Annotated in this window: 25 protein-coding genes; 1 reads left to right on the top strand and 24 read right to left on the bottom strand. The window is 50.3% G+C overall.

Features of this window, described 5'->3' with window-relative positions:
• Positions 1–11: 11 nt before the first annotated feature.
• The 22 genes from rng to ACXAH4_RS02075 all read right to left on the bottom strand — a co-directional run bounded on the left by rng (position 12) and on the right by ACXAH4_RS02075 (position 19,049).
• The gene (gene rng / locus ACXAH4_RS02180) at positions 12–1,478 is read right to left on the bottom strand and encodes a ribonuclease G (RefSeq protein ID WP_119502856.1); all 1,467 of its coding nucleotides are present in this window, start codon (positions 1,476–1,478) and stop codon (positions 12–14) included.
• Positions 1,475–2,059, bottom strand: coding sequence for a Maf family protein (locus ACXAH4_RS02175; RefSeq protein ID WP_474880526.1), 585 nt, complete (start codon positions 2,057–2,059; stop codon positions 1,475–1,477). The genes rng and ACXAH4_RS02175 overlap by 4 nt, the downstream gene beginning before the upstream one ends.
• A gap of 8 nt (positions 2,060–2,067) precedes the next feature.
• The gene (gene mreD / locus ACXAH4_RS02170) at positions 2,068–2,547 is read right to left on the bottom strand and encodes a rod shape-determining protein MreD (protein ID WP_442858433.1); all 480 of its coding nucleotides are present in this window, start codon (positions 2,545–2,547) and stop codon (positions 2,068–2,070) included.
• Positions 2,540–3,430 (bottom strand): rod shape-determining protein MreC, encoded by an 891-nt coding sequence (gene mreC / locus ACXAH4_RS02165; protein WP_474880524.1) that lies wholly within the window; start codon positions 3,428–3,430, stop codon positions 2,540–2,542. Before mreC ends, mreD begins: the two co-directional genes overlap by 8 nt.
• 51 nt (positions 3,431–3,481) lie before the next feature.
• Complete coding sequence (locus ACXAH4_RS02160) at positions 3,482–4,525, bottom strand: rod shape-determining protein (RefSeq protein WP_119502859.1); 1,044 nt, start codon at positions 4,523–4,525, stop codon at positions 3,482–3,484.
• A 345-nt stretch (positions 4,526–4,870) separates the two neighbouring features.
• Entirely contained in the window at positions 4,871–5,329 is a 459-nt protein-coding gene (locus ACXAH4_RS02155; RefSeq protein ID WP_474880523.1) for a hypothetical protein, read from the bottom strand.
• Entirely contained in the window at positions 5,313–6,167 is an 855-nt protein-coding gene (locus ACXAH4_RS02150; RefSeq protein WP_474880521.1) for a PulJ/GspJ family protein, read from the bottom strand. Before ACXAH4_RS02150 ends, ACXAH4_RS02155 begins: the two co-directional genes overlap by 17 nt.
• A complete protein-coding gene (locus ACXAH4_RS02145; RefSeq protein ID WP_474880520.1) occupies positions 6,167–6,748 on the bottom strand; it encodes a type IV pilus modification PilV family protein in 582 nt (193 codons plus the stop codon). The genes ACXAH4_RS02150 and ACXAH4_RS02145 overlap by 1 nt, the downstream gene beginning before the upstream one ends.
• Positions 6,738–7,295: a pilus assembly FimT family protein gene (locus ACXAH4_RS02140; RefSeq protein WP_474880518.1), complete on the bottom strand. Its 558-nt coding sequence runs from the start codon at positions 7,293–7,295 to the stop codon at positions 6,738–6,740. Before ACXAH4_RS02140 ends, ACXAH4_RS02145 begins: the two co-directional genes overlap by 11 nt.
• A 26-nt stretch (positions 7,296–7,321) precedes the next feature.
• Positions 7,322–7,819 carry a type II secretion system protein gene (locus tag ACXAH4_RS02135; protein WP_474841668.1) on the bottom strand — a complete coding sequence of 166 codons (498 nt, stop codon included), beginning with the start codon at positions 7,817–7,819 and terminating at the stop codon, positions 7,322–7,324.
• Positions 7,820–7,874: 55 nt separating this feature from the next.
• Positions 7,875–8,510: a pilus assembly FimT family protein gene (locus tag ACXAH4_RS02130; RefSeq protein WP_119503517.1), complete on the bottom strand. Its 636-nt coding sequence runs from the start codon at positions 8,508–8,510 to the stop codon at positions 7,875–7,877.
• 43 nt (positions 8,511–8,553) lie between these two features.
• The gene (locus tag ACXAH4_RS02125) at positions 8,554–9,075 is read right to left on the bottom strand and encodes a hypothetical protein (RefSeq protein WP_119502865.1); all 522 of its coding nucleotides are present in this window, start codon (positions 9,073–9,075) and stop codon (positions 8,554–8,556) included.
• Complete coding sequence (locus ACXAH4_RS02120; RefSeq protein WP_474880516.1) at positions 9,072–10,307, bottom strand: type II secretion system F family protein; 1,236 nt, start codon at positions 10,305–10,307, stop codon at positions 9,072–9,074. The genes ACXAH4_RS02125 and ACXAH4_RS02120 overlap by 4 nt, the downstream gene beginning before the upstream one ends.
• Complete coding sequence (locus ACXAH4_RS02115; protein WP_474880651.1) at positions 10,294–12,042, bottom strand: GspE/PulE family protein; 1,749 nt, start codon at positions 12,040–12,042, stop codon at positions 10,294–10,296. The genes ACXAH4_RS02120 and ACXAH4_RS02115 overlap by 14 nt, the downstream gene beginning before the upstream one ends.
• A complete protein-coding gene (locus ACXAH4_RS02110; RefSeq protein ID WP_474880514.1) occupies positions 12,042–13,241 on the bottom strand; it encodes a tetratricopeptide repeat protein in 1,200 nt (399 codons plus the stop codon). The genes ACXAH4_RS02115 and ACXAH4_RS02110 overlap by 1 nt, the downstream gene beginning before the upstream one ends.
• Positions 13,238–14,155, bottom strand: coding sequence for an ExeA family protein (locus tag ACXAH4_RS02105; protein ID WP_474880513.1), 918 nt, complete (start codon positions 14,153–14,155; stop codon positions 13,238–13,240). The genes ACXAH4_RS02110 and ACXAH4_RS02105 overlap by 4 nt, the downstream gene beginning before the upstream one ends.
• 3 nt (positions 14,156–14,158) lie before the next feature.
• Positions 14,159–15,829, bottom strand: a complete 1,671-nt coding sequence (gene mshL, locus ACXAH4_RS02100; RefSeq protein ID WP_474880511.1) for a pilus (MSHA type) biogenesis protein MshL — start codon at positions 15,827–15,829, stop codon at positions 14,159–14,161.
• A gap of 10 nt (positions 15,830–15,839) precedes the next feature.
• Positions 15,840–16,202, bottom strand: coding sequence for a hypothetical protein (locus tag ACXAH4_RS02095; RefSeq protein WP_474880510.1), 363 nt, complete (start codon positions 16,200–16,202; stop codon positions 15,840–15,842).
• On the bottom strand, positions 16,195–16,839 hold the full coding sequence (locus ACXAH4_RS02090; protein ID WP_474880509.1) for a hypothetical protein: 645 nt from the start codon (positions 16,837–16,839) through the stop codon (positions 16,195–16,197). Before ACXAH4_RS02090 ends, ACXAH4_RS02095 begins: the two co-directional genes overlap by 8 nt.
• Positions 16,836–17,489, bottom strand: a complete 654-nt coding sequence (locus ACXAH4_RS02085) for a hypothetical protein (RefSeq protein ID WP_474880507.1) — start codon at positions 17,487–17,489, stop codon at positions 16,836–16,838. The genes ACXAH4_RS02090 and ACXAH4_RS02085 overlap by 4 nt, the downstream gene beginning before the upstream one ends.
• Positions 17,479–18,435, bottom strand: a complete 957-nt coding sequence (locus ACXAH4_RS02080) for a biogenesis protein MshI (RefSeq protein WP_474880506.1) — start codon at positions 18,433–18,435, stop codon at positions 17,479–17,481. The genes ACXAH4_RS02085 and ACXAH4_RS02080 overlap by 11 nt, the downstream gene beginning before the upstream one ends.
• Positions 18,436–18,500: 65 nt before the next feature.
• Positions 18,501–19,049: a histidine phosphatase family protein gene (locus ACXAH4_RS02075; protein ID WP_474880505.1), complete on the bottom strand. Its 549-nt coding sequence runs from the start codon at positions 19,047–19,049 to the stop codon at positions 18,501–18,503.
• A 71-nt stretch (positions 19,050–19,120) separates the two neighbouring features.
• Here ACXAH4_RS02075 and ACXAH4_RS02070 point away from each other — a divergent pair, with 71 nt between their 5' ends.
• Positions 19,121–19,663, top strand: a complete 543-nt coding sequence (locus ACXAH4_RS02070; RefSeq protein WP_474848350.1) for an acyltransferase — start codon at positions 19,121–19,123, stop codon at positions 19,661–19,663.
• Here the strand turns inward: ACXAH4_RS02070 and ACXAH4_RS02065 are convergent.
• Entirely contained in the window at positions 19,655–21,775 is a 2,121-nt protein-coding gene (locus ACXAH4_RS02065; protein WP_474841693.1) for a TonB-dependent receptor, read from the bottom strand. The two genes, ACXAH4_RS02070 and ACXAH4_RS02065, sit on opposite strands and share 9 nt — an antisense overlap.
• 110 nt (positions 21,776–21,885) lie before the next feature.
• Positions 21,886–22,956, bottom strand: a complete 1,071-nt coding sequence (locus ACXAH4_RS02060; RefSeq protein WP_474848354.1) for a PepSY-associated TM helix domain-containing protein — start codon at positions 22,954–22,956, stop codon at positions 21,886–21,888.
• Positions 22,957–22,990 lie beyond the last annotated feature (34 nt).

Below are 22,990 nucleotides of genomic sequence, written 5' to 3'. Positions count from 1 at the left end.
CGGACACCGCCTTACATCATGACTACGTCGTATTTATCCTGGTTGTAGAGCGGCTCTGTCTGCACTTTAATCTGCTTAGACACAAACACTTCCAGCTCAGCCAGAACATGGGATTCTTCACCCAGCAGCGCATCGGCCACATTTGGCGAAGCATAAATAACAAATAATTCTGCGTCATAGGCACGGTTAACCCGCACCACTTCACGCATAATTTCAAAGCAAATCGTCTCGATAGTTTTTACCGAACCCCGGCCTTTACATACCGGGCATAGTCCGCACAGGGTATGCTCAAGACTTTCGCGGGTGCGTTTACGGGTCATTTCAATCAGACCCAGCGAGGTAAACCCGTGAATATTAATCTTTGCCCGGTCTTTCACCGTTGCCGCTTCCAGACTATTTAAGACACGCCGTTTATGATCCGGTTCCGACATATCAATAAAGTCGATGAGGATCATACCACCCAGATTGCGCAGCCTGAGTTGCCTTGCGATAGCCAGCGTCGCTTCAATGTTAGTATTGAAGATGGTCTCTTCCAGATTGCGGTGACCGACAAACGCACCGGTATTAATATCGATGGTGGTCATCGCTTCTGTCTGATCGATAATGAGATAACCGCCGGATTTAAGATCGACTCTGCGATCTAACGCCCGCTGTATTTCATTTTCAACATCATACAGGTCAAAAATGGGCCGATCGCCACGATAATATTCAAGCTTACTTTGCAGTTCGGGAACATATTCGGCGGTAAATTCCCCTAATTCCCTGAAAGACAAATTGGAGTCAATACGGATACGGTCCAGCTCGGTGCCAACAAAGTCCCGCAGCACCCGGCGTGCGAGGGGCAAATCTTCATACATGATATGCTGCTTCTTGCGGCCCATCCGTTGTTTGATTTTGTTCCACAACCGGCGCAGAAAAGCCGCGTCGGAAGAGAGCTCCTGTTGCGATACCCCCTCTGCAGCTGTTCGCAAAATAAAGCCGCCTTCATCATCACAGTATTCCTGAACCAGATTCTTCAGCCGCTCCCGCTCCGCTTCGTCTTCAATGCGCTGGCTGACGCCGACATGGGTGACGCTCGGCATGAAGACCAGATAGCGAGACGGAATTGTGATGTCGGTAGTCAGCCGCGCGCCTTTCGTACCGATGGGATCTTTCACCACCTGCACAATAATGTCCTGACCGTCACGCACCAACTCGCGGATATCCCGCTTTTGCAGCTGACTGCTGGATACCTCATCAACAATTTCATTGTGGACAACGATGTCTGATGCATGCAAAAAAGCGGCTTTATCCAGACCGATATCCACAAACGCTGCCTGCATGCCAGGCAGCACACGGCTCACTTTCCCGCGGTAAATATTCCCCACCAGCCCTTTCTTGGTATGCCGCTCTACGTGCACTTCCTGAAGGATACCGTTTTCGATTAATGCGACCCTGGATTCAGAGGGCGTTACGTTGATTAGTAGTTCTGCACTCACGATGAAATTCCAAATTCTTTCAACAAACAACGGGTCTCGTACAATGGCAGACCAATCACTGAACTCACACTGCCGGATACCGATCTGACAAACTGACCGCCAATGCCCTGAATGGCATAACTTCCGGCTTTATCTGCAGGTTCTCCTGTCTCCCAGTATGCGGCAATATCGTCGTCGGTGACAGGGGCGAAAAGTACCTTTGTGCATACGCGCAGTGTTTTTGATTTACCGCCGCAATAAATACTCACGGCTGTCAGCACTTCGTGTTCCTTGTCAGACAAAGCTCTGAGTGTGGCAAAACAATCATCACGGTCTGCCGGCTTACCTAACGGCCGGCCCTGAAAAGCAATGAGCGTATCTGAAGCCAGCACCACATAAGACGAATCCGCATCCACGTTCAGACGCTCACTGGCAACCCTTGCCTTTTCAGCCGCCAACCGCGTCACCATGGTTTCGGGAGATTCTCCGTCGAGGGGAGACTCATCGATATCGACGGGAAACTGGCGATGGGCAAACCCCATCTTGTCAAGTAATGCAGTGCGGCGGGGAGAAGCTGATGCCAGAATAAGTTGCGCTGACATAACGCCTCCTAATTAATGTTGAGTTGTCTGCGTGCTTTACGGAGCAGCCAGAATATCCATGGCCATAAGATCATCGTGCTGAGGACAGGCCATAAATAGCTGAGCTGAAAAGGAATGCCGGTGAGAAGGTGCTGAAGCCAGAATAAAACGGTGTGATAGAGCGCACTGATAAGGCCAATGATAATAGCCTGTTGCCACACCGAGTAGTTGCGCAAACGCTGATAATTAGCCGCCAGTGTAAATACCGATAAACTCAGGGAAAAACTATGAATCCCCAGCGACGTCCCCAACAAAATATCCATGGCAATTCCCGCCATGAAGGCCACGCCTACATTCACGCGGTGAGGTAATGCCATGGTCCAGTAAGCCAGCACAATGAGCACCCAGTCCGGCCGGTAAATATCGACCTGGATCGGCAGAGGCACAATTTGTAAAACCAGTGCAATGAGTAAAGTGGCAATAATGGCAGAGTGGCGGGTCTTAATCATTCTCACCCTCCTGGCTTTCATCACCGGCGGTACTGACACCATCAAATTCCGCCTCCCCGTCATGATGTTCCGGCCACAACAACAGCAAATACTTCAGCCTGTCCAGCCGTGCAAGAGGCGTAGCGGCAACAATGGCAAACGGGCGGCTTTCGTCACGAGTCACCCGGCTGACCTGTGCCACCGGATAACCCTCCGGAAATACCTGTCCTAAACCTGACGTCACCAGAATATCCCCGACTTCCACGTCCACACTATGAGGGACATGTTCCAGCAGCAGCTCATCGAGAGAGCCGGTACCACTGGCAATAAAGCGGATATTATTGCGTACTGAGCGTACCGGCACAGCATGAGTCACATCAGTGACCAACACCACCCGGCTATTCGTCGTACCCACTTCCATCACCTGGCCCACTACGCCACGATCATCCAGCACCGATTGCGACAGGAACACATCGTCCAGCGCTCCTTTATTAATCACAATTTGCTGGCTGAAAGGACTGTTTTCAACGGCCATCAGCTCTGCCACCTTTTTACGCACGTCCGGTTTTGCGGGCGTATCCAGTAAGGCACGGAGTTGATCGTTTTCTGACTGCAACACATCGAATCGCTGTAAACGTTCACTCATCAGCAAAACCTGATTGGTCAGCCGCTGGTTTTCTTCAACGAGGTCTTCATGGGAGGTAAGGCGTTGCGCACTGGCGCTGAGCAGTACGCTGGGGAGGTTCGCAAGGTATTGTAATGGACTCATCAGTGAGTTCATATACACGCGCGAAGACTGAAACGCATCAAATTTCGAATCTGCGATTATCAGCGCCACCGACATTACCAGCGCAAGAATGAGGCGGCTAATCAGTGAAGGTCCGCGTGTGAAAATCGTATCCATATTACCCGTGATACGCAGTAAGGCTACCTTGCGGTAGCCTTTCTGGTTTGATTATTCGTAGCTGAACAGGTCGCCGCCATGTATATCAATCATGTCGAACGCTTTACCGCCACCGCGGGCTACACAGGTAAGCGGATCATCTGCCACCACTACCGGAATACCGGTTTCTTCCATCAGTAAGCGGTCCAGATCTTTCAGTAACGCACCACCACCGGTAAGTACCATGCCGCGTTCAGAAATGTCTGAAGCCAGTTCCGGCGGAGACTGCTCCAGGGCAACCATGACCGCAGACACGATACCGGTTAACGGTTCCTGTAAGGCTTCTAAAATTTCATTGGAATTCAGCACGAAGCCACGGGGAACACCTTCAGCCAGATTACGGCCGCGCACTTCAATTTCACGTACTTCATCACCCGGGTAAGCAGCACCGATTTCGTGCTTGATACGCTCTGCAGTAGCCTCGCCAATGAGTGAACCGAAGTTACGACGCACATAGTTAATGATAGCTTCGTCAAACTTATCACCACCAATGCGAACAGAAGAGGAATACACCACACCGTTCAGTGAAATAATTGCGACTTCTGTGGTACCACCACCGATATCCACCACCATGGAACCGGTAGCTTCTGATACCGGTAAACCCGCACCAATAGCAGCCGCCATCGGCTCGTCAATCAGATACACTTCGCGGGCACCTGCACCCAGTGCAGATTCTTTAATGGCACGGCGTTCTACCTGAGTAGAGCCACAAGGTACGCATACCAGCACTCGCGGGCTGGGACGCAGGAAATTATTATCGTGAACCTGTTTAATAAAATGCTGCAGCATTTTTTCAGTCACGTAGAAGTCAGCGATAACGCCGTCTTTCATTGGACGGATAGCACGGATATTACCCGGCGTACGGCCAAGCATACGCTTAGCCTCAGAACCCACAGCTGCGACACTTTTTGGTCCTGATGCCCGTTCCTGACGGATTGCTACCACTGATGGTTCGTTAAGTACGATGCCCTGATCTTTTACATAGATGAGCGTGTTAGCCGTTCCGAGGTCGATGGACAAATCGTTGGAAAACATGCCTCGAAGCTTTTTAAACATGAAATGCCAGTTCCTGTTATTGCGCCTGCATACCTTTCTTCGGGCATGGCTTGCGGCGTGACTGCGAAATGAAGATATATATCCGCACACTTTAACAACGGGTACTACTTTGGGCAAGCAAATAGCCCCCTAAGGCGCACAAAATACCGCTTCGCTGGTCAGCTTAAATGATTGAGCAGAATTTTAGTTTAAAAATCAGCCAGCAGGGGAATTATTTCGTTATGTAAAAGTGTGCAAAAAGAGTGACAATCACCACTCTGAACAGTCGTTAGACTGAGAAGACGGCATTCCGTTCAGGAAAAGTTCAGGAAAATCCGGAGGCAAAGATAAACATACCAGGCAAGACTAATAGTTGAAGGGTTTAGTCATGTTGTATGTGTTGGATTTCGTCGCCACCATATCACCGGCAGCGCAGGTGCCGGTAGATTTAATTTCATAATGGTACTCTGTCTGGTTTCCGCTGACAGGGATTGAACGGGTGGTACACCGCACCACGATTGTACAGCCTTCAAACCCCTGCATATTCACCACCAGACTGTCCAGGTTGAAAGAGTTTTCGCAAATATGCAGATTACCGTTAACTGGTTTAATCGCGTGGACCAGTATTCCTACTCCCACCAGAGAGGCCTGCTCTGCCCGCTCGCCCATGACTTCATACACAATGGTTTTCTCTGATGACTGCACCATTGACGCCATTGAAATACCAATGAGTGACAGCACTACAATGGCAAACATCGCCAGTACCAGCATGCTGCCCTTCTGTGATGCGGGCAAAGCGCAGGTTGTTTCAGGGTTTGAACGCAACGTGCACCTCCTGAAAATGATTAACCTGCTCACCATTATCATTAAACTGAAGGTTTATCCTGACGAAATTGCTTTTTCCGGCAGGGCCGGCAAATACCATTAACGGATCGTTAGCGGCATAGGAAGACGCCGGATTACCTGACAAGGAATTTGTAACATGCTCAGCCACAATTACAGCACCAGACAACGACAAAGATTGCGAGGTATTCATATTTTCTTCTTTGCGATATACGTTGCCATTCGCCACACAGTAACTGATTGTCCGGTTAACAAAATAGGCATAGTGATGGGGTGATGCCTGCTGAAAGGCGCGGTCTACCTGTACCTGAATAACATCATCACTGTCATCACGGGTGAGGCAATGCCCGTCTCCGTCATCTGAGCATCCTGTTACCCGCGCTTTTCTGTTACGTGACTGATCGTATACGTCAGCGGGTTGCAGGGGATAAATGACTATGTGCTGATCATTAGCGACAATATGGTAATTACCATCCGGGTCGTGTGGCCAGAACATATTAATCGTACGGTTGGACGTTGAACCAAAAGGTGCAGTGGCATAGCTGGCAGGCCAGACGACCGGGGTAAATTCAACGCAGTGCACACCACTGTTTCCGGCGATGCGAAAACTGTTTGGCACAGCACGGGCCATTTCCCGCTGCATCCGCGTTACGGCGAAGCGGCCCTCGTTCATCAGTTGCTCTCTCTCAACACTGCCGGCAAACAGCAGCATGGTATTTCCCATAAAGCTGCTTATTCCCAAACCCACAACACCCAGGATCACAATCACTGTGACAAGTTCAATGAGGGTGAAGCCTTTTTGTACACTGAACTTCGCCATCAGATATTCCACTTATAAGCAGAGAACACAACCGTATCGCCACCCGGTGTGGTAATAAAGACGACAATGCGTTTTATATTACCTGTATAGGTACCGGTATCGTATACGCCATCCTGATTGGTATCGTCATCGTCTATGCCATCGGTATTATCATCGTAGTGCACCCGGACAAACAGCGAAAACCCCTGATAAAGTGGTGAGCCGTCAGGCGCGATAAGTGCAACGCCACGGCTGTCAGTAATACCGGCCCCGGATTGGCTTAGCAGGTGATAATCATCCACATCATCCCAGTTTGCTCTGACTTCACCGCTACCCGGCCCGAATTCATTGGTATAAGAACAGCGACTGCCCTCATTACACCGGGGGGCGTCGGGATTAGAACTGGAACGCACATCAAATTTTTTACTGTTAATTTCCGATAGCAATGCCCGTCCGAGTTCCGCTGCACGGGTTTGCCAGATGGGTTCCAGGCTTTTCTTTGACTGTTCAGCAATGAGCTGCACAGACGTGGCCAGCACGATGGCAAATATCACCATTCCGATAACCGTTTCCAGTAATGTAAACCCCCGGTTAGCATTCATAGATGAAGCCCTGGCTGTTTACGCACACACTGGCGATTGATTTGCCGGCAAATGAAATACGGCAACCGGAACCTGAAGCGCACAGAGCGCCGGGAGTCAATGGTTTACCCACATTATTAAAACCGATATAGACCGGCGCAGAGGCATTGCCATCGTAGCCCGACATAGTGACTTCCATGGCACTAATTTCACCGTTATCCGTACGGAGGTGGCTGGCAGCGCTGAAATCAATGCCGCTCTGACAGGACGCGGATGCACTGGCAGATGCCAGAGTGGCCACTGGCGGGCCGAAATTGAGAGATGACGGGGAATAATTGAAGTTCAGCCGGTGACAATATCCGTCACGGGTGTCCTGCATGGCCTGCATCTGAACATGCCTTAGTGCGCTAAGCAGGCGCTTCTGCAGCAGGAACTCGTTGTAACCCTTGCCATCATCGAAGCGTGAAATCGCTACCACCGATAACACACCCAGTAAAACTATGATGATGACAAGTTCAACAAGGGTAAAGCCCGACTGAACATAATTTGACGTAATGCGCTTTCGCATTACACATCCTTCTTTATTTCAGAGTATTAGCAACCGTCTGTGTAAACATCAACGGATGGAGCTGTATTCGCGTCTGCAGCTTCTGTATATACCACCTGACACGCATCAGATGAAGTGATCGCTACAGCTGTAACACCATTTGGAGTGATCGTAAATTGACCGGCAGCTGGTGCATTCGCCGTGAAGTCCCAGTCTGCATCAGCAAACTCTACCCAATAGTTCAGGTTTGCGAGTGAAGCAACTTCGGCATCTGGGTACCCAAAGTCAGTATTAACGTTTTCCCCTCCAATAGTTACCCGCGTCGTAGCGTTACCGGCATAGGCCGTGCGTTGTTCACCGGCAATGGCAGATTTTGCATAAACCAGTTGCATGCCGCTGGTCAGTGCCGCTTTAGCACCTTGCAGGGTGGATGCACGGGCATCGCCTTGTAAATCAATGAAACGGGGCGCTGCCGTCACAGCAAGAATACCTAAAATCACGATCACAATGACCAGTTCGATAAGTGTAAAACCACGTTGTTGCATGTTCAGTACCTCTAAATAGGAAATTAACTATATATATTATGGCTCAAAATCTTTCTCAGTTAGTTATGGATTGATCGCTATTGTTAGTGAACACAATAACCTGACCTATCCTTGAGTCGTATATGAATCCATTTCCCTGTGTGTTATCGACCGGCGCGGTGTTTAAGTTCTTGATGGTTTGACTTAAATAATAGTAGCACTGGTCATTTCCGCCAGATCCTGTACCACTGCTTACAGCGGTATAGTAACGAAATCGTTCCGTGGGAATATTTTGCCAGTTAGCAGTAATGGTCGGTGCACTCTGCATGATCAGACTGAAAATGCTCTGGCAATCTGCATTACTCATACTGGTATCTTCCGAGCTGCCATCATTCGCCAGCTGTCCGGTAGGGTAGCCGGTGTCACTGTCGACCCCTACACGCACGCCATCCAATGTGACAAAGGTTTGATTCGTGCTGTCGTTGTCCTGCGGACGGGCCTCAAGTTCCCATTGCGCCCGTACCAGCCCCACGCCGGTGGCAAAACCGCCTGCCACACCTTCAACGGTGGCATTTTCCGCATCTTCGGTTACGTCCAGAAACCGGGGAATGGCCACCGCAGCCAGCAGGCCAAGCAATACCACAACAATGGTCAGCTCAATCAGCGTAAAGCCGGCCTGACTCTGTGTTGCCCGATAACGCTGTATATCCATGTTTCTGTTCTCCCGTTTTTCTGCATGCTGGCGATGTACCGGGTCACTCATCTTCATAGGTCACATCTCCGCGATAAATTGCATAATCAAAATAGTCACCGCTGCTCAGTCCGAACCGGCAATAAGCATTAACTGGCTCACCCGACTCTGTATCTGTATCACCTTCGTAAAAATCCCCGCGGACTCTGAAACCATCCACTTCCATAGGCTGATTCAGCAACATCTGCCACAGCTTCCGGCAGCCGTCATCTGTATGTTTAACGCCGGGCCAGCCCGTTACTCCCATCACCACCGGACGGCGATCAGTCTCTTTACCTTCGCTATTATAGTGCACCAGCAAAATACGCTCCGGACGGCCCTCCGCCTGCCACTGCCAATGTGCGCTGACAGCACTGTCTTCGAGTTTATCGCCGAAGCGGAACAGGATCTGGCCTTTCAAATTCGGCTCCGATTCGTAGAAGTAGACGATAAAACTGCCCATTAAAATGGCAAACACCAGGGTTGATATGATGCCAAGGAACATCTTGCGCTGTTCATTCACTGCGGCGGCGTTACTTTTTCTCACCGGCCCCCCTTTATCGCACTCATCATGTCCCACATCGGGGAGAAAATACCCAGAGCTAAAATCAGTACCATGCCGGCGACAATCACAATCAGGAACGGCTCAATTTTCGCAGTCAGGCTTTTCAGGTCGTAATCCACTTCCCGTTCATAGAAACCGGCAACCTCAGCAAGCAGCTCATCTACCCGCCCGGTTTCTTCCCCCACGTTAATCATTTGCAATATCATCGGGGTGAAGAGTCCGCTGGCATGGCTAACCCGGGTTAAATTCTCGCCCTTCTCGATGCGCTGGCGCATTTCAATAACAGAAGCTGACACATAAGCGTTATCGACCGCATCCGCCACAAGATTAAGGGCATTGGTAAGGGGCACACCGGAATGGAGCATCATAGAAAAACTGCGGCTAAAACGGGCCAGCAGTGAGCGGCGGATGATGTCTCCCACCACGGGAAGACGAAGCTTGAGAAGATCCCATTTATACCGGCCACTTTCGGTACTCACATAGCGGTAAATGCCGTAACTGATTAAGGCGATAATGCCGATAAGAATATAACTGCGGTTAAGCATGAAATCAGAAATGGCCAGCAGCACTTTGGTCATGGTGGGAAGTTCGGCTCCGAATTTGGCAAACATGGTGGCAAATTTTGGGATAACGAACACGTTGAGCACCACAAAGGCCATTGCCAGAGCAATCAGCACGAAAATAGGATACCGTGTGGCGGCTTTAATTTGCTTACGGGTTTCCTGCTCCCGTTCAAGGTACTCAGCCAGCTGTAAAAACGCATCATCCAGACGACCGGTATTCTCGCCCACGTGAATAATGCTCACAAAAAGCTGGTTGAAAATATCGCTGTGCAAATGCAGCGCCGAGGACAAACTGCGCCCCCTTTCTAACTGAGCGATAACATCAAGCAGAGCAACACGCATTCGCGCAGAGTTACTGGACTCAGCCAAACCACTGACTGCCCGCAAAATAGGAATACCTGCACGGGTCAGTGAAAACATCTGACGACAAAAGATAACCAGTTCGTCCAGCGACACATTGGGCGTGTACCAGTGCACGTCCATGGATTTTTCAGCACCGGAAGCCGCCTCATCTTTGCTCGCAACAATTTTGATGGGGATGACATTGCGGGCCAACAGCAGCTTTGCCACGGCGCTCTCGTCCGTGGCTTCCATAGTTCCTTCGGTTAATTCCCCCGTTCTTTCACGGGCAGTATAACTAAACCTGGCCATCACCCGTGTCCTCTGCTTTTTCCACGTCTGTATCTGAGGTATCGGCGACCATTTCAGACAACTTGAGCACTTCCTCAACGGTGGTCATGCCCATTTTAGCGTAGGTTAATGCGGCGTAAGCCAGCGGCCGGTAACGGTTGCTTTCTCTGGCATGTTGCGCGAAGCCCACGGTATCCCCAACCTTCAGCGCATCCATCATGGCGTCATTCAGTTCCAGCAGTTCGAACACACCAATCCGGCCTTTGTAGCCGGTCTGATTACATTTCTGGCAACCGCGACCTTTTTTAAATACCACCTCACCTAAAGATTCATCCACGTGTTTGAGCCAGAACACCTCTTCCGGGGTGGGGGTGTAAACACTTTCGCAACTGTCACAAATTTTACGGACCAGACGCTGGGCAACAACGCCCCGTAACGCACTGGCGGCCAGGTAGCCCGGCGCTCCCATATCAAGCAGGCGGATAGCACTGGAAACAGCGTCGTTGGTGTGTAACGTTGACAATACCAGGTGACCGGTTAATGCTCCCCGCAGACCAATTTCCACTGTTTCCTGGTCCCGCATTTCCCCCACCATGATAATGTCCGGATCCTGACGCAGTGTGGTACGCAGTACACTGGAGAAAGTCAGGTCGATTTTGCTGTTAACCTGCACCTGGTTTACCCTGGGCAAACGGTATTCCACAGGATCTTCAACAGTAATGATTTTTCTTTCCGGTTTATTCAGCTCACTCAGCGCGCCGTAAAGTGTCGTTGTCTTTCCTGAGCCGGTAGGACCGGTAACCAGAATCATGCCGTGCGGGCGTTGTAACAGCGTGCGGAAACGTTTCAACAGCGGCGCAGGCATCCCGGTCTGTTCCAGTGTTAATACTCCGGCTGACTGATCCAGCAAACGCATTACCACCGCTTCACCGGACTGAACCGGCATGGTTGATAAACGCACGTCAATGCGGTGTCCCCGTACTTTTACCTGGGTACGGCCATCCTGAGGTAAACGCTTTTCAGAGATATCCAGACCGGCCATCAGCTTCAGGCGTAATACCAGTGCTGCAGCAATGCTTCCCTGCGGAATAACAGTTTCCTGTAACACACCGTCGACACGCTGACGTATGCGCAGCTTGCTTTCATCCGGCTCAATGTGAATATCCGAGGCTTTGGCAATGACCGCATCATCGAAGATTGACTGAAGTAACCGGGAAACAGCGGTGTCCTGCTCTTCTTCCACACCGGCACTTAACGAAAAGTCATCTGTTTCCTGATATTCCTCTGCCAGCTCATGGGCGAAAGAGGCGATTTCATCGGTTTTACGATAATGGGTATCGTAGGCGTTAAATAGTTGCGCTTCGCTGACCACAGCCATATCAAATGGTTTGGGCAGCAGATCCGACAGGTTATCCTGCGCGTTGAGGTCAGCCGGGTCGCTCATCGCCACCAGCAACCTGTCACCTTTGTCTTCAATAACCAGCGCTCTGTACCGGCGGGCCTGAATTTCCGGTAATAGCTTTACGGCACTGGCATTCACCTGATACTGGTCGAGGTCGATAAGCGCGACCTTAAGGTGACGGGAAAGTAACGTTAATAACTCCTGCTCTGTCACCAGCCCCATGGAAATAAGGGTGGCACCCAGCTTACGGCCAGTTTTACGCTGTTCCCCCAGAGCCTGTACCAATTGCTCACCGGTAATTAAACCATCCTGTACCAGCAGATCTCCTAAACGGATTTTCGTCTGACTCATAATTACTCCGAGAGATCCTTAATCCGTTTCCGAACGAATAATTCAACAGCGTCTTCCAACCCTTGTCTGTTAAGAGCTTCCTTGTATGCCTGCACCGCCAGATGCGGCTTTCCAAGCTTGTCGGAGGCAACTCCAAAACCTAGCCACCAGCGTGCTATGGCAGGCTGAAGTTCAGTCAGCACACGATAATCAATTAGCGCTGCGTCATACTTTTTTAGTTGATTGGCATATCCGGCACGGAAACCCAGAAAGTCGATGTCGGTGGTATCAGCCAGCTGACTGATCACCTCCCACGCCTGTTCACTCATGTTCTGCTGAGTGTAAAGACGCCCCAGCATCAACCGGATACTGGTATTCGCCGGTGCTTCCTCAAGTGCCTGCTCCAGCATTTGCTGCGCCTGCTCTACTTGTCCTTCTGCGAAATACACCGATGCCAGTTTCTTGCGGACATCAAGGTCATCCGGCTCCCGTTGCGATAACAGTATCAGCAAACGGGTGGCCTCACGCATATTGCCTTTTTTCATCTCACCGGCAATCTGATCGCGCAGTGTAGCCTCCACAGCGGCAGGCTGCGACTTAGTGACTTTCATCACCCCTGTATCAGCCGTTTTACTATGTGCTTTTTCCGGTGTGATCACCGGCACCCTGTCACCTGCAGGATCCGGAGCCGCTTTTTGTACAGCCTCTTCCTGCCGGGATTGTGATTCTTTTTGAACTTGATTAAATACAACGACCGGACCATTGTCACCGGCTTGTGACGCTGTCCGGCCTCCGGCCTGCGGTATATTTTCCGGCGTTACCGGTGCTGACTCTGAGCTATTTATAACAGCAAATGATGTATTATCAGGCGGTGCAATTGCAGTAAGACTGCTATCTCCTGATGCGGTAAGGCGCGGCTCCGGCTCAGATTCACCAGAGACCGGTGATGACGCGGTATTCAACGATAACGGCGCAGGTCCTGTTTGGTTATCCGGTGAAGTCACGACTGTGACCGGTGGGGTGATTCTTTCCCCGCTGTCTTTGGCGTCCACCAGAAAAGTAAACGCACTCCATGCAATTGCGGCAAGCAACAACACACCGAGAATAATCAACCGGCTCCTTCTGCCAGCGTCTCCCGGTGAGGACGGTTTATAGTTTTTTGTGTTGCCGCCCTGATTATTCTGTCCTTCAAGGTCGCGGAGCATTTTATTAATGACACTCATGCCGCGCCTCCGCTGAACCACATACCTGCGATGACAGTCACCGCGATAACCACTCCCGCCGCAGCGATACCAACGGCTTGCAGAGACATACCGGCTATCCGCCGTTGTGTGGCTTCAGTATCTTTCACGGCATATTTAATATGCTCCAGTGTCACTTCATGTTTTCCTTCGCCATAAGCCAGCATTAAAGCCTTATGAGAGACCACATTAATCAGCCTTGCGGTTCCGCGGCAGGCAGACACCATCATCTGACAGGCGCGGTGGCCGAACACCGGCGCGCCTTTGTATCCGGCGACCTGCAAACGATGCTGCACATACTGCTCAACCTGGTCCACATTCATCAATGCCAGCCGGTAACTGAAAGTAATGCGCTGCTTCAGCTGCCGCAATCTGGGTGTAGCCAGCTTCTGATCCAGCTCCGGCTGACCAAACAGCACCACCTGAAGTAACTTTTTGGATTCTGTTTCCAGATTGGTCATAAGTCTGAGCGCTTCCAGCGTTTCCTCAGGCATGGCCTGGGCTTCATCGACGATCAGCACCACCGACAACCCTTCTTTAGCTTTTTCAATCAGTTTGGCTTCAATCTGACGGGTAAATTGCTGCTGATCGCCTCCCACATCCAGCACCACACCAATTTCAGCGGCTACCGCACGACGAAACTCTTCCGCTGACAGCATGGGGTTGGAAATATATGCGGAGGGAAAGTTATCCGGCAATTCGTTAAGCAATTTCCGGCACAGCAGGGTTTTGCCAGTGCCTACCTCGCCAGTCACTTTGATAAAGCCTTCACCTGCGTCCAGCGCCGTTTTCAGTACTTCCATTGCCTCATTATGGCTGGGCAATCCGAAGTAGAACTGGGTATTCGGCGTCAACGTGAAGGGCGGCTCCTGAAGGCCAAAGTGACTCAGATACATGACTTATTCCACGTACAGCCAGTCAGCCATCTGCGAACGGCTCATTTCGATTTGCTTACTCCACGTGCCGGGCTCAACCACAGTGGGCTTAAGCAGTATGATCAGTTCTTTTTTGGTTTCCTGCTGACGTTTATTTCTGAACAGGTTCCCCACCACAGGAATGTCTCCCAGCAACGGCGTTTTACTTTCATTATCGGTAATAGTGGTTTGCATCAGGCCGCCAATTACAACAATTTCTCCCGAAGACGCGCGGATAACCGTGTCAGATTCCCGGATAGTGCTTTGTGCAAGCGGCAGCACAATTTCTTCTTCGTTGAGGGTGACAACTTTAGTCTGCTCTTCGGTTTCAATAACAGATGGATGCACATGCAACAGCACACTGCCCTTATCGTCAATCTGGGGAGTAACATCCAGCGCAATACCCGAGAAGAACGGCGTCAGTTCAATATCCGGGACCACTGAAGTCGATGTGGCTGTAATCGTATTCTGGCTGGATACGTCGGTAACAAAATACTCGTCGTCACCCACTTTAATCACCGCCTTCTGATTATTTGTTGCAGTAACACGGGGGCTGGACAGCACCTGAACATTCCCCTGCGTGGACAACAGATTCAACACTCCGGAGAAATCCTGATTCAGGAAAGACAAACTGGTGATGCCGCCCAAATCCGGGGTCAGTGCGTTGCCAAACGTACCGGCGGTGGTAGCGAATGAGAAATTCGTGCTGCCCACATTGGCAATAATTTCATTCCAGTTGATCCCTTGCTGATAGCCGTCACTCAGCACCACTTCAAGAATACGGGCTTCCAGCACCACCTGACGTTGCAGATGGGTTTCAGATACCTGCAAAAAGCGTTTTATGGCACGGATTTCAGACGGTAAAGCACGGACGGTAACCAGACCGGCCTGAGGCGTAACAAACACCGCACGCCCCCCTTCTGTGCCAAGCATAGACGCCAGGCTGGTTTGTAAATCTTCCCAGAAGTTAGTTTCTGTGCGGGTGCTGATCATTGTGCCATTATTGTTACCGGACATACTGCTGTACTGGCCATTGCCGCCCATTTCACTACCGGTAAAATTACTGAAGTTACCGCTGCCGGACTGACTGCCGTTTCCGCCATTGGCATTTTGCGATACCCCGCCGGAAATGATACTGGTTTGAGTCGCCCCGTTACGCTTCATCAGCAGGTAGTTCACGGCGAAAGTTTCGGTACGCATACCCGCGGGTAACACGCGAAATACGTTTCCCTGTCTCTGGATATCGAATCCGTATAAATCAGAGAGTAATGACATGACCCCGTCCAGTGACACCTGCTTCAGATCGAGGGTAACCGAACCGGTCACATCCGGGTGCACGGCTACACTGTATGGCGTGTCATAAACCAGCCCGGACAAAAACTGGCGCACATCCACGCTTTGGGCATTAATGTCGTATTTTTCAGGGCCAAGCAGTGCCACCGGCGTAGCGGCAGGTCCGGGCGCGGTCATCAGCGCAGAATTCACGGCATCCGGTACTTCATCCAATTTTTCAGAAGTAGCCTTATTCGCCTTTTCAGCATCCAGCTGTGCCTGCAACTCGTCCTTCAACGAGCGCTCAACAACAGATTCTTTTGGCGCTGACTGACAAGCGCTCAAAACGAAAGCTGCAAGTAAGGTGATGGTGGCTTTACGCATTGCCTGATCCCTAATATGAGTCCGCAGTGCGGATACTAAACTTATCTGATGATGCCGGATTCACTGACAGCGTCACCGGTTGCCAGCGGCCGTCGCGCTGCTGACTGATAATCACTTTATCTTTTAAAATTGTTTTCACGGTTGCGTCACTGAACTGATATCCCTCAGCCACCAGCTTGCCGTTAATGATGGCCTGAGGACGCATGCCATGATTAAAAATCGCTGTTACCTGATAACCGGTCTGCGTTTTTACCGCAGAAGACTGACCTTTATAGCCCCGTCCCGGTCTGGTCGGGTCGCCGGCATGCGCAAGCTGGCTCATCATGAGAAGAATGCCGGTAAACACCAAATATTTGCCGTATCTGTTAAACACCGATAAACGCCTTATCTGTACTGAGGGTATACACTTCCACGGTGACATCTGCCGCCGGCCATGCCGTCACCTCATAATCAATTGACCGCCAGTAGAGCTGCCTTGAGCGGGTTTCCAGCACTTCGATGAAATTCTTAACGTCGAAATAATTGCCCCTGAACGTCATTGTCACGCCATGCTGATAAAGCTCTACATCCTGCATAGATTCGTTATCAGCAAAAACAGAGACGGGCTCCGCCGACGACATTTCAGTCAACGTCAGTGCGTGGGTATGGGAAAACACTTCTTCCACCAGCAACACCATTTCATCCGGCGACACCAGCTCGTCGAGTTGTGTTGAAAAGCTGACGGACAAATCATTCTTCTTAGCCACCAGCTCATCATATTCAGCATGCTTTTCCGCATCCGGTTCTACCGACAGCGCTTCCACGAACAGGGCCTGTTGCGCCTGTAACGTCTGCTTTTTCATTTCTTCGGCAGCCAACTCTTTTCTGTACTCGCTTAAGTCATTCATGGCAGGCTCAATAAAGAAGGTGAAGCCTGTAAGCAGCACCAGTGCGATACCGGATACCAGTGTCATCATCTTTTCCCGCCGGGATAACGCTTCAAATTTAACGTGTAATGAAGGCTTACTCATTGAGCACCTCCCGGCAGCGTTAAACCCGGCGCACTTTGCTGTGCCGGCGCAGCAGCCGTTGCTGATGCCGATCTGCGAGTAGACAACTCAAATTTCAGGGCGTCATCTTCGTCCATATACACCCTGGCAGCGGCAAAACTGCGTCCTCTGAAACTGCTGGTTTCACTTAAACGCTGTAACCAGCGGGGAAAAGCCTGGGGTGAAGACACCTGCCCGTTAAAGGTCATGTTAGTTTCAGACACCGCCATAGACTCAATCCACAGATCAGACTCATGTTTGTCAGCCAGGTCGTCCAGCAGAATACTGAAACCTTTGAATCGCAGCGGGGCGCGGGCAGCAAGTTCTTCCAGTACACGACGTTGCTTACTGAGATCCAGTTTGATGTCTTCTACCTTTTTGATCAGCGCAGGGTCTGCTTTCCAGTTTGTTACCTCGGCCTGTAATTCATCAATCTGACTCTGATGGGTCCGGTTGCGCTCCAGCAGCTTCACGTATTCAGCTTCTGCGCTGCTGGCCAGATAATGATAAATACTGCCTGTTATCAGTACGATGAGAGCAACAACTCCAATGGCAAGACTGACGGAGGACAATGACAGAAAATCAATGCGTGGCTCAAAGCGGGACTGGTAGAGGTTAATATTACTTTTCATCAGCCACCACCGGTTTTGCAGACAGCGTTTTATTCCGTGCAGGCGTCAGCGCCATGCCCAGACTGCTCAGATTAGAGATAACTTCCGACGGGTCGTTGACCACGCCGCTAAGATCCAGCTCAGTCACCTCAGCCGAAACTGCCTGTGATATCTGTTCTAAAATAATTGCGGTTTGTGCTGCATTGATGCGAATCATCACCTTACGTACCGGTGCCTGACGCAGCTGGCTTTCGAAAAAGTCCATGGAACGCTGAATTTGAATACATAATGAATCCAGCACGCCCATTCTCAGTTCTTCTTCGGAAAAACTCCCCAGGTTCTCGAAGCCTTTCAGCCTTCGGCTGAGATACAAGTGACCGTCCTTGACGACGTTCAGAATAATTTCTTCTCCGGCTTCCTGCGTCAGCGTGATAACCGGTTCCTGCATAACCGGCAACAGCGCGCAGTGTGCCAGCTCTTCAACAGAAATACTTTCCAGCCGTACATTCGCTTCAATACAACCGGCGACAATCTCTTTTATGGTGTCTTCAGGCATAGCAACGACATTGACCTTTTTATTGCCGGCCAGTGGCACAGGCAGATCGAAGTAGTCCAGCACCATGGGCTTGTCGAATCCCATCAGCTCTTTCACAGGCCAAACCAGAGAATCATTGATTTCGTCATCTTTAACGTCGGGCCGGTCAATCTGCAGCAATTGATACCAGTTTTGCGCCAGCGCAACGTGACACTCTGCACCGGACAGCTTTTGCTTTGCTACCCATTTACTGAGTTGCGTCTGCCACTGGGAATAAAGCAGAGAAACTTCAGAGACAACATAAGATTCACCGCCTTTACTACGCAAAGCCGTGAAGGTAGCAGTTTCGGCAGACAACGATACACCGACAGCCATGCCGGTACGCTTCGATTGAAAACGTTGTTTGAGATAAGTTGTCCAACCAATGTACATAGTGATTAATTCGCTTAGTTATTATTCAGCGCCGGCAGAAAAAAGTGTCAGCGTACTGTCAGCCGTTATAAGTGTAGACGATTAACGCCCCAATAGCCGTTATCCTTCTCTGCAACTGCCCAGCCCCGCTGTTGCAACCTTTTGCGAATTTCCCTGTTCATCATTCCATGGCCAAACATGACTATTTTTTTATGGGTCTTTGCCCGCACTTCCAATAAGTTAACGGCCATTTCTGCCCGGGCTTTAGCGTCTTTATAGCTTTCAAACCTGCCGCCCGCCCCGGCCATCCACAGGGCACGACTGAAATAAACCCAGGTCCACGCTTTGAGCCGGAACGGTAACCGGTAATAAGGGATATCCATCTCTCTGAATAAACTGCTGTACTCACAGGCACTATGGCCGCAGCAATATCGGGCCGTTAAACGGGCCCGGTACAAATCGCTGCTCATGACAAAGTAGTTGTTAAGACTCAGTAATTTAGCGGGTTTGCTTTTGGGGTCAAGGTCGGCGGCATTATACTTTCGAATCCAGTTCGCGTAACCTGATGCTGTACAACGGATATTATCTGCTGAGCGGGGTCTGCCATGCCGGATCAATACAATTTCAGTCTTCACACCTGTGCCCATATGTGCAATTTAAATCCGGAATCCTATAATAAACAAACCCTTACAAAAGAGAAAGCACTTTGACCCCGTTACCGTTTTCAGACCGGAGCCTGCCTTCGTTACGCGCGGCACTTCTCCGCTGCGATGTAAAAGGGCCTTACCTCGATGTACTTAGCAAAGCAGACGCGCCGGCTAAAAGCAAAAAACAGGCAATGAAAGCTCTCTTTACATGCCGCGGTCCCTGCTGGATTGAGCCGGTATTTTGTTTGTCAGGTAATGCCTCCGTGGAACTGGGCCGGTTCGTTTTTCTCAATCACAACGTGACATTTATTGCTGAACAAAATATCCGTCTTGGCGAAGGGGTATTTGTCGGGCCGGGCGCAATCATCAGTACCGTGCCGTTAGACACAGGAGAAGTTCATCCCCCCGTCAATATGAATAATGCGCCGGTGACAATTGGCGACAATGTGTGGATTGGTGCTAATGCGGTTATTCAACCTGGCGTCACTATTGACGATCAGGCCATTGTCGGTGCCGGTGCGGTGGTGTTTGACGATGTACCGGCGAACACCACTGTCGCGGGTTCGCCGGCCACCATCCGGAAAAGACCCGCTTTAAAATGACCAGGTCACGCCCAGAGTTGCTGTCGTACCCAGACCTTTAATATTGTAGCCACCGTAGGTGTAAGACTGGGCCCTCGCCGGGTAGTAATCACTGTTGAACAGGTTTTCGATTCCCATAAACGCATTCCAGTTGTCTGCAAACTGATATTTCCCGCTCACATTGAAAATGTTGTAGCTGGAGACTGGGCCCTGATCACCCACATATTCCCCGTCAGCATCGGGCGCAAAGCGCTTACGGTCGCCAACATGCAAATAGCTTACTGTTAATGACATACTATCAAGGGGGCGCCAGTTTACATTTACCGTGGCCTTCGGCGGACTGATTTGACGCGAGCCTAAATAGATATCGGCTTCGGTATTCTTTCCTTCAACGTAACTGTATGTTGCAACGACACCCAGGGTGTCAGAAACACGGTAGTCAACCAGCCCTTCATATCCCCAGATTTCCTGTGGTGCACGCACCGGCTCATACACACCGGTAACCGCATTAAACTGGTTTGTGGTGCCCAGTTCAGAAGTGCTGCGGTAAGCAGCCACTTCAATACGAACATTATCAAACAGGGAGGTGAAACCCGCTTCGTAGTTATCGATAATAGACGCTTCTGTCTGAATCAGACCGATATCGTCTACTGTTGCTGCGCGGAGTAAACGGCCAATATCGGCGATATCTGAACCCTGTGAATAGTTAATAAACGGACTGAATACATCCTTCCAGTTGTACTTGATAGCAATGTTGTACGTCGTGGCATCATAATCAATGGTATCTCCCTTTACCTGTAACGGCACAGAGCATTGTGTTGCGGTACGGCAAAGCTTGAGTGTTTCGTAATCATCGACAGTTAAGTCAATGCTTTCTCTTCTGACGCCCGCTTTCACAATAATATTATCCTGAATTACCCACTTGGTTTGCAGGAAGCCGGCAATGCTGTCCATGTCCATTTCAGGTACCCATACCCGGCCATCCACCAGAGGCTGTGAAGTGGTGTCCTGCAAGGCATCAACACCATAGATAAACGTTGCTTCCACGCCATCGAAGTCGGCAATGGTGTTGAATGTGGCTCTGGCACCACGTTTCTCTGAACGGATAATCGACTGGCCCCCGTCGTAACCCTCGTCAGGGTTTGCAAGGTTCGGCGAAAAGAAAAATACATTTTCTATGTCCTGCGAATACACATCGAGGGTCATTTCGGTGTTGGTGAAAATAGTGCTGTCGGTGTATTTAACAGTAATGTTTTCATTTCCGTCAGGCCCCTGGGGCTTACCCTGTTTCTGGAGGGCTTCCGGAACGTGAATAGCGTAGGTTTTCTCACCCTGATTAATGTCGCCGGCCACATCCCCTAAATCTGTTTTTTGCTGAGAGCTGAAATAGTTGTAACTGAATTGCAGACGCTTTTCGTCATCAAACTCATAACCCAGTTTAGTGAAGTAGTTCTGCGTTTCTGCGTCTGAAAGCCCGTACTGCAAGCCAAGAATATCGCCCTCAGCATCCCGCTGCACGCCGTTTTCTTCGTAACTGGCAGTCAGCAGGTAATCAAAGTTACCGGTTTTTCCGTTAACCGCTGCGGATACCCTGGCGCCGGCGGACTCTTCCGTTTTCACCGCACTGAACCGTGATGACAGACTGATCTGCCCTTTATGGCTGTCCTGTGTTGTTGCCTGCTTCGTAATGTAGTTAATGATGCCGCCTGATGCACCGTTTCCGTATACTGACGTGGCACCTTTAATCACCTCGATACGTGCAAGAGCACTGGGATCGATAGTTTTAATCCCTAGTGAGCCGTTCCTCAGCGGCGTTGACTGTGGCACACCGTCAATCATGACCAGAGGCGCCCGCCCCCGCAACGACTGACCGGTATTGCTTGAACTGCCGGTATCAGGAGCAAGTCCCGGCACCATTTGAGCCAGCAAGCTCTGAAGTTCGGGATTAACTTTAAGATGTTCTTCAATCTGGCGCTGAGAGATGACTGTAATGGACGCCGGCACTTCATCAATACTTTCGATAACACGGCTTCCGGAAACAATAATACGTTCAATGTCGTCTGTTTGTGTCTCGACAGCCATTGAGGAGGTGCTGACAGCCAACGCCACGAGAGAAAGGGAAAATTTAGACATGAAAACTCTTTTAAGAAATATAACAAGAAGAAAGGCCCGTTATACTAAAGGTGTAGGGAGGCAATGTAAAGATAATGAAAACTATTCTCATTATCTTTACAGAGTATGACTTATTTGTAGTGTCGCTTGTACCAGAACCAGATCCCTGAGCCGGTAAAAAAAGCAGGCAACAGAGCAACAAAGAACCATAAGAACTGAACCACAGGGCCGGCAAAATCGCCGGTATGGAACTTATATTTGAAATTCCAGACCTGCGTGGCAACGTTTGCCGAAGAGGCATCGTAACGTCCGGTTTCCTGCCCCGTCACCGGGTGAGCCCATACCCAGCTGTAAGCATGAGACTCGCCGGGATTTTGCATTCTGAAACCAATATGTTCACCGGCTTTCAGAGGGAAATAGATGCGGAATAACCGGGCATCAGGGAATATTGTTGTTGCCCGGTCATAAGCGATATCGATGGCGGCAGGCAATAACGATTCAGACGCTGTTAGCCTCGCGGGTACGGGCCTGATTTCCACCTCTGAAAAAGTGATGGTTTCGACGACCTGCTGCGTTGGCTTTTTCCAGTTGAAGGCCATGCCGGTAAACGCAATTAAGAGAAGTGGTACCAGCAAGTAGACACCCAGCACCGTATGAAGCTGATACATCAGGATGCGTAACTTTGCGCGGCGTTTGATTACCAGCCGCTTTAACCTGTTTTTCGGTTTCACCCACAGGTAAAAACCCAGTAAAAGCTCGAAGATAAGTACCAGTGCGCTTATCGAGACCCAGTTACGTAACGGCTTGCCCTTCTCTCCGTCCTCATACAATAGCCAGCGGTGCAAAGCCATCGTGAAGCCGTAGATAGTGGTGTAGTAGTCATACCGGTACACAACGCCACCGGTATAAGGATTGACACTGACATACTCATCGTTCGCCAGCTTTCCCTGCCAGGCAAGCTGTGGATCCGTTTCCGGCATCAACATGGCAAAGGGTTGTCCGGTTTCCGTTTCAACGGCGGACATCAGGCGTGAAAGAGGAAGTACTTCATCCTGTGATGACACCTGCCATTTATCAGGTTGTGAAAGAATCTGGATATCTTTGGCGTAAACCAGCAGCGCTCCGGTCACACTCAGACAGGTAATAAACAGTCCTGAAATCAGCGCCAGCACAAGGTGTAGTCTTCTAAGCCAAAGTTTCAAATGAGCAATCCAGGGTGTCCGTTCAAAGGTATGA

Source organism: Alteromonas sp. ABV2_168, from assembly GCF_056161165.1.
This window is presented reverse-complemented; position numbering and strand designations above follow the sequence as displayed.